The sequence below is a fragment of the Spiroplasma clarkii genome (genome assembly GCF_002795265.1).
In the GTDB taxonomy this organism is placed as follows: domain Bacteria; phylum Bacillota_I; class Bacilli_A; order Mycoplasmatales; family Mycoplasmataceae; genus Spiroplasma_A; species Spiroplasma_A clarkii.
The window spans coordinates 578,148-592,222 of sequence record NZ_CP024870.1 but is presented as its reverse complement, the minus strand read 5'-3'; the positions used below and the strand labels follow the sequence as shown (position 1 = coordinate 592,222).

11 protein-coding genes are annotated in these 14,075 nt (G+C 30.4%); all 11 read right to left on the bottom strand.

The features are described 5' to 3' along the window. Positions 1-17: 17 nt before the first annotated feature. The 11 genes from SCLAR_RS02620 to oppB all read right to left on the bottom strand — a co-directional run bounded on the left by SCLAR_RS02620 (position 18) and on the right by oppB (position 14,063). Complete coding sequence (locus SCLAR_RS02620; RefSeq protein ID WP_100254395.1) at positions 18-350, bottom strand: hypothetical protein; 333 nt, start codon at positions 348-350, stop codon at positions 18-20. Continuing rightward, positions 350-1,207, bottom strand: a complete 858-nt coding sequence (locus tag SCLAR_RS02615) for a MurR/RpiR family transcriptional regulator (RefSeq protein ID WP_100254394.1) — start codon at positions 1,205-1,207, stop codon at positions 350-352. Before SCLAR_RS02615 ends, SCLAR_RS02620 begins: the two co-directional genes overlap by 1 nt. Further along, a complete protein-coding gene (locus SCLAR_RS02610; RefSeq protein ID WP_100254393.1) occupies positions 1,194-2,258 on the bottom strand; it encodes a hypothetical protein in 1,065 nt (354 codons plus the stop codon). Before SCLAR_RS02610 ends, SCLAR_RS02615 begins: the two co-directional genes overlap by 14 nt. Positions 2,259-2,263: 5 nt before the next feature. Further along, positions 2,264-3,235 (bottom strand): ABC transporter permease, encoded by a 972-nt coding sequence (locus SCLAR_RS02605; RefSeq protein WP_100254392.1) that lies wholly within the window; start codon positions 3,233-3,235, stop codon positions 2,264-2,266. 11 nt (positions 3,236-3,246) lie between these two features. Further along, complete coding sequence (locus tag SCLAR_RS02600; protein WP_100254391.1) at positions 3,247-4,527, bottom strand: ATP-binding cassette domain-containing protein; 1,281 nt, start codon at positions 4,525-4,527, stop codon at positions 3,247-3,249. A 12-nt stretch (positions 4,528-4,539) separates the two neighbouring features. Next, positions 4,540-5,466 (bottom strand): alpha/beta hydrolase, encoded by a 927-nt coding sequence (locus SCLAR_RS02595; RefSeq protein ID WP_100254390.1) that lies wholly within the window; start codon positions 5,464-5,466, stop codon positions 4,540-4,542. Positions 5,467-5,586: 120 nt separating this feature from the next. Beyond that, positions 5,587-7,770, bottom strand: a complete 2,184-nt coding sequence (locus SCLAR_RS02590; protein ID WP_100254389.1) for an ABC transporter substrate-binding protein — start codon at positions 7,768-7,770, stop codon at positions 5,587-5,589. 73 nt (positions 7,771-7,843) lie between these two features. Beyond that, on the bottom strand, positions 7,844-9,997 hold the full coding sequence (gene oppF, locus SCLAR_RS07305) for an oligopeptide ABC transporter ATP-binding protein OppF (protein WP_100254388.1): 2,154 nt from the start codon (positions 9,995-9,997) through the stop codon (positions 7,844-7,846). Positions 9,998-10,003: 6 nt separating this feature from the next. Then, the gene (gene oppD / locus SCLAR_RS02580; RefSeq protein ID WP_100254387.1) at positions 10,004-11,779 is read right to left on the bottom strand and encodes an oligopeptide ABC transporter ATP-binding protein OppD; all 1,776 of its coding nucleotides are present in this window, start codon (positions 11,777-11,779) and stop codon (positions 10,004-10,006) included. 13 nt (positions 11,780-11,792) lie between these two features. After that, on the bottom strand, positions 11,793-12,767 hold the full coding sequence (oppC, locus tag SCLAR_RS02575; protein ID WP_100254386.1) for an oligopeptide ABC transporter permease OppC: 975 nt from the start codon (positions 12,765-12,767) through the stop codon (positions 11,793-11,795). 18 nt (positions 12,768-12,785) lie between these two features. After that, a complete protein-coding gene (oppB, locus tag SCLAR_RS02570; protein ID WP_100254385.1) occupies positions 12,786-14,063 on the bottom strand; it encodes an oligopeptide ABC transporter permease OppB in 1,278 nt (425 codons plus the stop codon). Positions 14,064-14,075 lie beyond the last annotated feature (12 nt).

The window sequence follows — 14,075 nt, the reverse complement described above, 5'->3', positions numbered from 1 at the left end:
TTATAATAAAAAATTAACTATTTTTTAACTTTATTCACTAGTTTTTCAGATAAAAGTTTAACTTCTTCTTTATTAATTGCAAAGATTTTCTGGTATTTTTGAATTAACCTTCTTAAATTTGCCACACTTTGATCAGCTTCTAAAGCATCAATGAGGTTATTTAAATCTGCTTTTAAATCATGAGCAATCATAACAGCTCGAGCAATGATTTTTTCAGCATTATGACGTGCCACATCATAAACCTCTTTAGTTTTAACAACCCCATCATTAATATATTGTTCTTTGTTTTGATAAGCTTGCAGCTGACTTTCTAAGTTGTGAATTTTTTTAAGCAAATCTTTTTCTTCCATTACAAGTGACCCTCAAAGTTTCAGTTAAGTGAAATAGCACTTGATTTTTTAATTTTTTCAATAAATTCAGTGTTTAAACTAATAATTGTATTAAAAATCACATCAAAAATTATCATTTCACCTGGTAATGAGGAAATGATTGGGTATTCTAATTTTTCATTACGCATAGTTTGAGTTTCAATTAAATACATGTCAGTTCAATCATATTCACCACCAATTAGTTTTCGAGTAGTTTCTTCATCAGCAGTTAAAATTAATAGTGGAATTCCTTTATTACGGGCTCATTTAATTGATTCAATGACCTCTTTGGTTCACCCAGTACGAGTGATAAAAACACAAAAGTCATTTTTATCAAAGAAAACTGCTCTTTGACCAAAGGTGTGGATGCTACCAACTCGAGTGGCATCAATGTCAATTCGCAATAAGTTCATAACAAAGGCATTAGCACTTGTAGTTTGTTGTTCTAAACCAAATACTACCACACGTTTTGCTTTATAAATTTTTGCAGCAATTGTTTCTATTAACTTGGGATCTAAATCATTTAAGGTTTCATTAATAGTAAATAAAGCACTACCTCGGACGTTGTGCATAATTTGGTTGACCCCATTTGAATCAACAATTTTATAATAATCCATTTGCATTCTTGATTTTTCATAAACAAACATTTGGGTTGCTTTAAATGATTTAAAGCCTAATTTTTGACAAACACGAGTCATGGTACTTGGACTAACATTAAACTCTTTTGAAACTTCTTGGATTGAGTGACTTGTAAAAAAATCAGGACTCTTATTGATTAAGTCAGCCACAATATACTCAGTGGCATTAGTTTTTAGGTTTTCTAAATTAATTATCTTCATTGTGTTTTCCCTTCTTGATAGTTCTAGGTTGTTTAACCTTTAAATCTGGTTTAAAAATTATTTCTTTTTTTAAGTTAATTCCTCTTTCTGCTAAATGCCCAGTTCTTAAACTATTTAGTTTTTCAAAACTAGTGCATCTTTTGATATCCCTAATGTATTGATTTGATAACTTTTGGATCAAACTTGATCCAAAACCATCCTTTTTACTTTGATTTCTAATTTTAATTGAACGGGTAATTAATACTATGGTTAACAATATTATTATGCCATAAGTTACACCAAAAGGGACAAACATTGTACCACCAAGTTTAAAATTTACACTATAATCAATATTACTTTGCCCTGTTAAAAAGTTTTGGTCTTCAAAAACTAAATTTCTTTGACCAACCCAAGCAGCTTGCATGGCATTTAACATATATCTTGGTGGAAATAAGTACAATGCAATATTTAAACCTGCATAAGTTGCAATAATATGATAAGGAAAAGTAATTCCCAAAAAGTTTCAAGAAACTATAAAAAAGATGATTGAAATAATTAAACCTCAAACTGAACTTGGAACAAAGACTGCTACACAAAAAGTCATACAAACCCCTAAAATCCAAAGAGAAACTGCAGCTAAAACAAAAAATAATCAATCAACATTGGCAGCTACTGTTCTTTGAGATGGATAGAACAGTAAAGTTGCTCCCACCAAAAAACAACTTAATAATAAATTAATAGTGAAATTAGCAACTATGTGAGCCACTGGTAAAATTCAAGGACTTAAAGGGGTATACGCTAAACGCATTTTTAAACCCCCATTTTTATGCATGTCTAATGTTCGATAAAACAAGTGAATACCATTACGCACAATAATTGCTCCTACTGCCGAAGCCAGTAAAAATGGTTCATCATTGTGGAATAAAAGTCAAACAAAAATAACAAATGTTATCAAAACAATTCCTAAAAAAATGTTAATGACTGAACGAAAAAACGATTTTAATGCCAACAAATATAAACGAATAAAAATAGCAAAGTTATTTTTAGCAGTTTGTTGAATAATTTGGTGCATAATTGTTATTCCTCCTTAATTTTGTGTGTGTTTTTGACTTTTGGTGCTTTTTTTAACTTAGTTTGAAGTGCATCATGAGTGGCAATAACTTGGTGCAATTCTTCTAAACTATTGGCTTGCTTAATTTGTCTAATGATAATTAAATGTTTTTGAACATTATGATATTTTTTGTATTTTTTATTACCAAACTCAAATTCTCGCATTAATAATCAACCCATTAAGATTGCTCCCAAGACTATAATAACTGCACAAACAAGATATGGGATTCACACATGAGTTCCAAACCCAAAAGTAACTTCGCTATCCACTGTCATGTCAGGTCGATTAATTCAACCTGCAGCCATAATATTTAAAGCATACCTTTGTGGGAAAAAGTATGAAGCAATGACAAGTCCTGGATAATGTGCTACTGTTGTTCAAGGAAATCCTAATCCTAAAAAATAAATTGAACCAAAGTAATAAAAGTTGGCAATTGCAATGGTAATGTCTAAACTTTTAATAGTAAAACCAATAATAAAACCAATAAAATTAGACATCAAAGCCAACGCTAAGTAACCAATTAAGAATAAAACCCAGTTAACATCTGCAACTTTTTCTCTTTGGTCTTGATAGAGCATACCAATCCCAAAAAAGATTGCAGAAGTTACAAAGTTAGCTATTTGATTGAATAAAAAGATACTAAAAAAAACAAAAGTTTTTGAAATTTTAGTATTAAATAACCTTGCAAAGAAATTGGTTTCTTTAAAATTATGAAGGGTGCGAATAAAGTTGAAAGAACAATTTCGAATTCCCACCACTCCAATAGCAGATGCCAGCACAAAGGGATCAGATTTAATGTTTGTATCTCTGAAAGTTAATCAAACTAATAAAATAACTAAAGTAATTACTCAACCTGAAAATAAATTAAAAATATCTTTTTTGTAATTTTCTCATTGCAATAATCAAATTTCTTTGAAAATCTTTCAGTGGTGCTTCATATTTTTTCCTCCTAACTTTGGTTGTGACGAGCTTGTTTTTTTAAATGTCTTTCTTCTAATTTCATTAATTTTATTTCTTCTTGAATATATTTCTTTTTCATAGTTTTTAGTTTTGCTTGTTCTTTGTTGGAAAGTTCAGCAGTAACTTCATTCCCATCAATTAACAATTTACTTGATTTAAAGATTGGATAAAGATCAGCTTTAATATACTTATTAAAAGTGATAATTTTGTCAATAAACTTTAATTCTGCCTTGCGGTATTTAAAGTCTGTTGGTTCTTTTTTGACGAGTTTTGTAGCCTTATTCAAAGTTTTTAATAAGGCTTTTATTTCATATCTAACTTCATCAATATTTTTTTTATCCAAAGCAGTGGAAGCTACTTTCAATAATGCTTGATGTAAAATTTCAGTGTGAAACCAATAGTTTTTTAGCATAGTTAATGAGTTGCTGGTTTCAACTGCAGTTTGTAAATTTTTGATAGCCATAAATTTTTGGTATTCCTCATTAAAACTTTCAAAAGCTACTAAGTAATTTTTTAAGATAGGTTGAAAAATTGGATCAGGTTTTAAAGTAACTGTTTCAGTTTCAAGTGCTCTCATAATTTCAGTAATATAAGCTTTATAAGAAACTGGTTGGGGTAATTTGCTTATTTCATCTTCAGAAGCTATTAAGCCATTTTGTAAAACTATGACTTGATCACAAATTTCAAATAACATTTCATCTGGAGAGATGATAATAAAAGTAGCTTTGTATTCTTTTTTATATCATTTTAAAAATTCAACCACTTTTTGTTTCATATCTAAACCAATCGAGTTAGAAACTTCATCTAAAATTACCAATTCAGGTTTGTGAACCAGAGCTAAATATAAGGAAAATAATTTAAGTCATGAACTACCACAAGAATTTAAAGTTCGATCAAAACGAGAGTTAATGTCAAATAAATTTGAAAGTTTTTCAAGTCAGGCCTCATCATGAATGGCAAAGATTTTTACATATAAATTAACTATTTCCCTTACTTTAAAACCTTCTGGTCAATTGGTATGCTCAAATTGAAAACCAATTGAAGTGTAAGCGTCACCTTTGGTGAAATTGTATTCAACAATTCCACTTGTTGGTTTGATTAAACTTGCAATTAACCTTCCCAAAACTGTTTTCCCTGAACTGTTGGGTCCAATAATAGCTACTGCCTCACCTTTGGTGATCTTTAAATTAATTTTTTTGATAGCTCAATTTTTTTTATTAAAAATTTTTGTGACATTTTCCAATACTACTATTGGTTTTGTGCTTTCCATTGTTTAACCCCCTTACTTAATCTGACTTAAAAATTCTTGTAAAATTTTATTGTACTCACTAAAATACTCATTTTGAGCTTGTAAATGTTCACCTTTATTAAAAATTTTAATTTGATCTTGTTTTGTTAGTGAATTACGCAAAACAAAAATCCTTTCTGAATCACGATAATCTGTGATATTATCTGCTTTGGTATGAAAAAATAATGCTGGAACTGTATTTTTTGTGTTATTTTTGAGTGTATTCAAATCATATTCTAATAAATCTATATTATATTCTGACAAATAGTATTCAATTAAACTTTGTTTAATTGAATTAAACATGCTTTCAATCAACTGGAACTTAATTTTTCCCAAGATTACTAGAACATCTTTAATTGAATAATATGTTGAATCACTAACTATAAATTTTACTTTATTTTTTTTATGTTTTACTCCAGGTTTTAAAGCATAAATATTGACTGTATGGGCACCCATTGAAAAACCAATCAAACCAATTTGATTAACTTTATAAGTTTGATTAACTCAACTTATTACTTGTTCTAATGATTGAACTTCATTAATACCAAATGTAACTAGTCCAGCTGCAGATTCTCCATGATTTAAAAAATCAAAGGCTAAGATATTATAACCAAGTTTATTAAAACATCAAGCCCCCAGTGCTGCAGATTCTTTTGATGAAGTGTAACCATGACAAGCAATGATTCACTTTCTACTTGGTTTTTTATTTAAGTGCACAATTGCATGGAGTTTATTATCAACCACAACTTTTTCTCAACCATTAAATTCTTCAAATTCATAATTGTTATCTAAATATGTTGCTGTTAATGATTCTTTGTAAAGATTCAAAAGTTGTTCTCAACCAATAGTTTGATAAATATCTTTATGAAGATTGGTTTTGTTTAAACCAGAAACTAACTTCTCTAAAATAAATTGATTCATAACTACCCCCAATTGTTAACTTTAATTATTATAAACTAATTTAAATCTCATTGTTGATAACTTTCAGGTAAAAAAAATACAAAACTTAGTTTTGTATTTTTAAAATTGTTTTGTTTAAAATTATTTTCAGAATCTTGGGTTAATTGCATCTTTGTTTTCTGGATCTTTCAATGCCCCTGTTTTATCTGCTTGAATTGCAATTAAATTTTTATCATATTTATCATAAAGTTCATCTAACTGCTCTTTTGTCAATAATTTTTCATTGATTTTTGCTGTAAATAGTTTGTAGTTACTTACACCATAAGTTGTAATGTAAACTGATGAGTAAGGTTCCATATGTGAAACAGTTCAGTTTTTTGGAGTTGCAGCTGTATACATTGGCATAATTAAGAAATCATCATATAACATTTTGTATTCTAAATCTGCAAAATCTGTAAATCTTTTAGTTATATCACTAGTTTCTGTTGTATCAATTTCATTAAATGTTTTTGTGTAGTCTTCTAATCTTTTAATATACTCACTAGTTTCTCCTGATTTTGTTCCTAAACCTAATGCAGTAGCATTGGGTGATAATTTATAATCATCTCCAACTTTTTCAACAAATCTTTTTGTCCCAGTATAGTTTGCCATATCTCCTCCAAGTGCTAGAGTTGCTAGGAATGTTGATGGGTCAGCAAAGTCTGGTCCTCATCCACCACTATATAAGTCAAATTGTCCATTTTGGGCTCTTGCACTATATTCAGTACCACCTGGAGCTACATCGCTTTGGATTTTGATTGGGTTATTTGGAATTGCATTAAATTTTGCCAACATTTGGTTTATAAATGGGTTCGATGTACTTGCAAAATCTCCATTTACTAGGAAATCTAAAGTGATCCCTTCTGGAATATCTTCAGCATCCATATATGCTTTAATATCAGTAATTAACTCAGCTTGTGATTTGCCATCATTTAGTGCATCAGCATTAGTTTTTAAAAAATCTGTTCCATCTTTTAAATCTGCAGTTGATATTTTAGATGTTGCTTTTTCTTGTAAGAAATCTGTATAATCTTTTCCATTAACAATTCCTACTGTTGGTGAAGTATATACGTTTCTTAACATTGATGAAGTTGAATCAGTACCATCAAATTTACCTGAATAGTATCTTACAAATTCACTTCTATCTAAGTTTGTTGAGATAAAAGATCTCACTTGATCATTTTGTAATAATTTACTTACTTCTGCATAGTGTTTTTTTGCAGTCTGATCACCAGTGTCTAATTTACCATTGTATGTATTAAAGAAGTAAACAAAAGTTGAAGTTTGTCTTGCTGATGGAACATTATAAGCTTGGTTAAATAATGGGTTTAAAGCATCGTCACCAATATAACGGTTTCATCCTGTTGAGTCTGTTGAAGCAACTACAAATCCAGAAGTGTTACCAGCTTCAAATAAGGTTCTTGTTTGTTGCACATCACCTTTTCCAAGAGCTAAGTAGTTGATTTTTTCAATTGTCACTAAATCACTAAAGTGGTAATTTTCATTTTTTTCTAGGATCATTCTTGTTCCAGTAACTTCTTTTGGTAAAAATGCTCCAGAATAAGAGGCCTCAGGACTATCAAACCTTGGAACATCATTTGTTGTTCTTATTGGTGAGAAAGCTGAGTAACACAATAGTGATTCAAAGAATGGAGCCTCTTTTGTTAAAGTGAATTTAACATTTTTTCCCTCAGCTTCTAGTCCAAATCCATTTGCTTTTGCGTAATTTTTGAATTGTTCAAGAGTTGGGTTATCTGCAGTCTCATTTAACCATCTGCTCATATCTCCAGCACCTTTAATAAAGTTTATTCACAAACCTCCAACTGATGAAGCAGTTTTAGATGTGTAAAGTGTATAGTATGCAGTGTTTCACATATGATCTGCTGTAATAGCACCTAGTTCATCACCTTTTTTATTTCATCATTTTGCATCATCCCTAATTGTATATGAATAGCTTAGACCATTATCACCAACTGTGGCAACAGTTGGACTTGCAAGATCTGTGTTTGATTTAAAAATATCTCCATAAATTCTTCCATATTGATCAATTGCTAACAATGTTGCATTTGTATTTGCTAAAATAAGTTGATCTTCAGACTGCATTGTATAAGCAGTGTTTCAGTTTGTAACAGCATAACTAAAAGTTGTGTTAAACACTTTCGAGTCAAAAACTCTGTTTCTGATTTTATCTAAACTAAAACCACACGAAACAACGCTTGAAGCTGTTAATGCGACCGAGCTTAATGCAGCCAGGGTACTCAATAATTTTTTACTTGTTATTGGCATTTTTTTATTCTCCTTTTCATGACAATATTATTTTACAATATTGCTTTTTTAAAATATCATTTATTTTTATTTTTTACTTTTTAAAACTATTTTTAATTTGTTTTAATTCACGTCTATTGGCATAAATAAAGTGTCCTTTTTTTATTTCAATAAACGCTGGGATATCAAAGATATAGTCTGCATGTTCTTTTTCTGGTTCATAAATCTCAAGATCTTTGGCTTTTGCTAAAGATGGTTCAGGCACTGGAACTGCACTTAACAATGACTTTGTGTAGGGGTGTAAAGGATTGGTAAACAATTCCTCTGCACTTGCCAATTCCACAATTTGACCATGATAAATAACTGCAATTCTGTCTGCAATAAATCTAACAACAGAAAGATCATGAGTAATGAACAAATAAGTTAAGTCATACTCTTCTTTGAATTTTTTAAATAAGTTTAACACTTGAGCTCTAATAGATACATCAAGTGCTGAGATTGGCTCATCAGCCACAATAATTTTGGGTTGCATTGCTAAACTTCGAGCAATCCCTACCCTTTGACGTTGTCCCCCACTAAATTCATGGGGATACCTTGAAAGGTGTTCAGGTAGTAATCCCACAGAAGTAATTAGTTTTAAAATAATGTGTTTTCTAACATCAACGGGTTTTACATCTTCAAGTCTAATTTTGTCTTCAGGGTGTAAAGCATTGTGATGGTTAACATAATCTAGTTTTGCTTCATCTGCTTTATACAACTCAGTGAAGTTTTCTAATCCTTCTGCAATAATTTCTTCAATTGCCATCCGGTCATTTAATGAAGACCCTGGATCTTGAAAAATCATTTGGACATTTTTACGGTTTGTGCGACGCTCATCTCTTCTAAGTTTTTTGTAAAGATATGAATCTTTAACTAGCTCATCAATTGAAGGCAATTCTAAGAATTCAATTAGCTCAATAATTGATTCTCTAGATTCTAAACCGTAATCCTTTTGAACATCTTTTCATTTATAGAATTCAAATATCAATTCATCATCTTTAATAATATTGGCCTCGACGACCTTTTTGATTTGTTGAAACTCTTTTTCAAGGGCCACAACAGCGGCTGGACTAATTCGTTGAGCTCCAGCTACAAGAGATTTTAATTTTTGTTCAAAATTGGTAGCTTTTAAACTACTTAACAATGCTTCTGAAACAGCATTTACAGTTGAACCCATGAGGTTCTTAATAATTTTTTCACAAGCCTTGATATTCATATTGTCTTTTGACCAAAAATCTTTTAAATACTCTTGGTATTTTTGAACATTAGCATTTTGTGGATCTACTTCTAAGAGAGTTTGTAATTGTTTTTGACACTCATCAAAGAATTCATTTCTAAATACATAAACCATTTTGTAATAACCTTTTTTATAATTATCACGCTTTGCTAATGGTGCAGATAGCACTAAGTTTTGAAATTCATAGTTATTAATAATCGGAATGATTTTTAATAATTCTTTTTGTCCTTCAGTTACAATTTTTAATTCTTCAAAAATTGCTACAATTAGTTTTTCAAACTTAATTGATTCATTCATTTTAAAGTTTTTAATTGTTGCCTTAATTTGAAGAATTGCTTTATACATATCATCTAAAATATCTTTAGCTTTTAAAAACTCTAATTTTGTTGAAGTGTTTTTGGTTAAAATGGCTTTTTCAAGCTCCACTGAGATACTTGGAATATACTCATGAATATTTTTAACAAATTGGTTAATGCGATCAAAATAACGAATAATTCTGTTCACATATTTTAAGTTTCCAAGAATTACACTATCAATAAAATTAATATTTGATTTTTTTAAAACTTTAGCAATTCCTTCTGATGTGTATTGAGCATTTTCTTGGCGAAAATTCTCATATGATCTTTTTAAACTATTTAAGAAATTATTAATGTAAGTTGTAGAAATTACAGTTTTTAACTCAATGTTTTTTAGACGCTTGTAAATTTCTTTATTTAAAGCATATAAATTAGTTGGTCTTCCTGAAATTGCTTGACCCTCTAAATAGATGGTTCCATCTTTTACAGGTTGAACTCCGACAATGGCACGACCAATTGTGGTTTTACCACTTCCTGATTCACCAACTAAACCAAAGATTTCTCCTTTATTAATATCAAAGTTAATACCTTTAACAGCTTGAAATTTTCTTCCTTTATTCCTGAATTCTATTACTAGATCACGAATATTTAAGAATTGTTGTTCTTGTGTTGACATGGCATCTTACTCCTTCATTGATTTTTCTATGAGTTCTCTTAGGTTTTTAATTTCAGTTGGTTTTTCAATTTTTGGTGCATCCTTATGTAGTAATCAAGTTTTGGCAAAATGAGTTTCTGAAACTTGAAACATTGGTGGTTCAAGTTCATAATCTACTTTCATAGCAAACTTATTTCTGGGAGCAAAAGCATCACCTTTAATACTTCCAAATAATGATGGAGGTGTTCCAGCAATTGAGAACAAGTCTTTTCCTTTTGTTCCTAATTGAGGCAATGATGATAACAATGCTCAAGTATATGGATGTTTTGGATCATTGAAAATTTCATCTGTAGTTCCAATTTCCACAATTTGTCCAGCATACATAACTGCAATGCGGTCAGCAATTGCAGCCACTACCCCCAAGTCATGAGTAATAAATAGAACTGAGAATTTGTATTCTTTTTGTAGTTCTTTAATTAACTTCAAGATTTGAGCTTGGATAGTAACATCAAGAGCTGTGGTTGGTTCATCACAAATCAAGATTTTTGGGCGACATGCTAATGCAATAGCAATAACAACTCTTTGTCTCATCCCCCCAGAATATCTTCCTGGAATGTCAGAGTAGCGCTTTTCTGGATTAGTGATTCCAACTTTTCTTAATAATTCAATAGCTTCTTTTTTTGCTTCTTTAATACTCATTTTCAATTGTTTTCTTAACACTTCTGATATTTGAAACCCAACTGATAACAATGGGTTTAAAGATGTCATTGGATCTTGGAAAATTGTTGAAACTGTTTTTCCACGAACCTGACGAATTTCTTTAGTAGCCTTAATTCTGTTTACAAAAGCAGAATTTGAAACACGTTTTCAGTCATTTAAAATATTTTCAAAGTGTTTTTCATCAATTGATCCTTTTGCTTGTAAAACATTGGTGATATCTTTTAATTCACTTTCAAATCGAGAAAGTTGATTTCTTTTTGAAAAGTACTGATTTATATAATCATATTCACCAGTAGTCACAACTTCTGATGATTTTAAATATTTTTCAACAATTGCAATAATTTTTTTAATTGAAAGTTTTTGTAAGACTGTCAGAGGTTTTACCTTTGATGTGTCTGAAACTTTTTTTTCAATTGTTAACTCAATTTCTTCGATTTTATCATTACGATAATCCCTGTTAGCAATTACCTTATTTAAGTCTTCTAAGTACTGAATTTCCCCATCAAGTTTCGCAATTTTGTTAAAAATTCGATTTGATGAAGTAAACCCTTCCTTTTCTTTTAGTAAACCTAACTTAGTTTTTAAAATTGTTAGTGCCGCATTATTTTTAGTTAAATTTTGTTGCACTAGATCTTTGTGTTGTTCTAATTCAATACCTTTTTCTTGATCTTCTTCAACAGTTAATGGATTTAACTGGTAAAGTTTTTTCACTTCAGCTTGAAGTTTTTTGATAACTTTTTTATTTCTTTTTGAAACAAACCTCACAACTTCATGTGAAATTAATGGTTTTTGCAAGTTAACTAAATCGATTGGCTCTTTAAAAAAAGCTTTGTCATCATTAATTGTAGCTTGACTTGGACGATAAACTATTGACCCTTCGCTAATTCACCCATTAGCTTCAAGCATTCCAGTAAAAGTTTTTGTAATAACAGACTTACCACTTCCTGATTCACCAACAATTGCAAGTACTTCTTCATTGAAAACATCAAATGAAACATTGCGAATTGCAGTTAAAATCCGGTTTCTTACACGAAATTTTACTTCCATGTTTCGAACAGATAATACTCTATTTTCTTTCTTCATATAAAAACCTTTCCTATCTATGTGTTTTTGGGTCAAGAGAATCGGCAAACACTTTTCCAGCTAGGAAAAAGATCAATGAGATTCCAGCAACCATAGCAATTGGTACTACAAATAAATGACGCTGACCTGGAGTTTGTCAATCTGTATTACTTAATAATTCATTCAAAATTGAACCCAGGGATGCTTCTTTATTTGAAGTTGCAGCAATAAATCCAAACCCATAGTAAGCTAACAATGAGTCAATTGCAATTGCATTAGGAATTGCAAATGATGAAGTTTGAATAATAATTGGGAGAATTTTTGGCATAATGTTTTTTCTAATAATTTTATGTCCAGGAGTTCCTAACACTTTTGAGGCAATATTATATTCTGTATTTTTTGTTAACATAATTTGCACCCTAATTAGTGAAGCAAGTCCTACCCAACTGGTAATTGAAATTGCAAAGGTAATTACTGCAATTGATTTGTTACCTCCAAACAAGAAGATAACTACCAATCATAAAATTAATGATGGAATTAATGTAATGAATCTTGTGATCTCAATAAACATAATATCAAGTCTTGAGTAAAATCCTCAAATTGATCCAATAATAATTCCTAAACAAATTTGAATTGAAGCTACAATCAATGTAAACAACAATGTAGTTCTGGTTCCAATTCAAACCTTAGTTCATAAATCCTCTCCAAAACCTCCTGTTCCAAATCAGTGTTCTGCACTTGGTGCCTGATTTCGATTTAAAAAGCTACTGTCAACAGGTACTGCATAAGCACCAATTCCAATTGAACAAGCCATTGCCACCACCACAACTAGTAATGTAAATGAGATAATAAAGGTTGGGTTTTTCAAAATTCTTAAAAATACTGATTTTCAATAACTGTATGGTTTTGTTGAGATACGTTCTGCAGCTTCAATATTAGTACCAACTATTTCAAACATAGATTTGTCAAGTTGATTGATATCAATAATTGCATTTTGTTTTGTTTTCATGATCAATAAACTCCTAATCTATTTTGATGTTAGTTTTACTCTTGGATCTAAGATTGCTAATGCTAGGTCACCTAACAAGTTAGCAAAAATCCCAATTCCTGCGGAAACATAAATGTATCCTAAAACTACAAATGTATCTCGATCTCTAACCCCAGCAAGAATAAATTTACTCATACCTGGAATATTCCAGTGTTGTTCCACCAAAATACTTGATCCAAACATTGTTAGGATAAAGATTTCTGGGATATTTTTCACTAGTCTTAGTGAAGCATTTCTAAAAACATGGACATAGAAGACATAACTATTGCTTAGTCCTTTTGACATTGCAAATTTTGTATAGTCTGCAGTCATCTCATCAATTACATATCTACGAGTATTTACCACAATTGAGGGCATAATTAATAACATTACCCCAATTATTGGAAACATCTTTGTGAATAGGTCAGCATCTTCTCAACGTGCCCCAGCCCCAAGATAGTAAATAGAAAGTTCATAAAGAATTTTAATAATAACCAATGATGGAATTGCTAGAATAATTAAGTTAACCCCATTAATTGAAGTATCTTGCCATTTTTCTTTGTATTTAGCTGCCAAAATTCCTAAGGGCATTCCTAAAGCATATGATAGCAATACTGCTAAGGCACCAACTTTGAAAGAAACTGGCATTGATTCAGCAAAAGAAGTTTGTACCATAGTACCCAATGGAATTCCTGTAGATCTTCCAAAGATTACTCCTAAGTACATTCACATTTTTACTTCACGACCAACAATTTCTAAATTTCCATTAACCACTTCAAAAGAAGGATCAAGTAAAATTGTTTTTCTTCATAATGGTGTGATGTTATTCAAATACTTAAAGATTTGACTAATTAGTGGTCCATCAACCCCCAACAACCTCTTACGGTTTTCAATTAACTGGTAGTAGATTGGGTCCCCTGCAGAAACTCCCATTTTGTCTAAATTGATATCTGCAATGTAAACACTATCTGGGGTCACTATTCTTAATAAAACATACATGACAATCATTGCCAAGTACAAAGTAACAATGGCATACAAGATTCTTTTGACAGAATAACTTAATAATGGTGTTCGGTTCAAAAATTCAATCCGTGATTGGTTAAATTTTGATAAACCATATTTTGTTTTTTCTCAAGCGAATTTTGCCCCACCACTTACTTGCTCATCTAAGGAAACTTCTTCAAATAAAGTTTCTAACTTTGAATTTTTAATAATCTCAGTCTTACTCTGTGATGAGCTTTCGAGGTTCTCTGGAGAAGATTTTGACTTGTTTTCCATAATTTTTCCTTC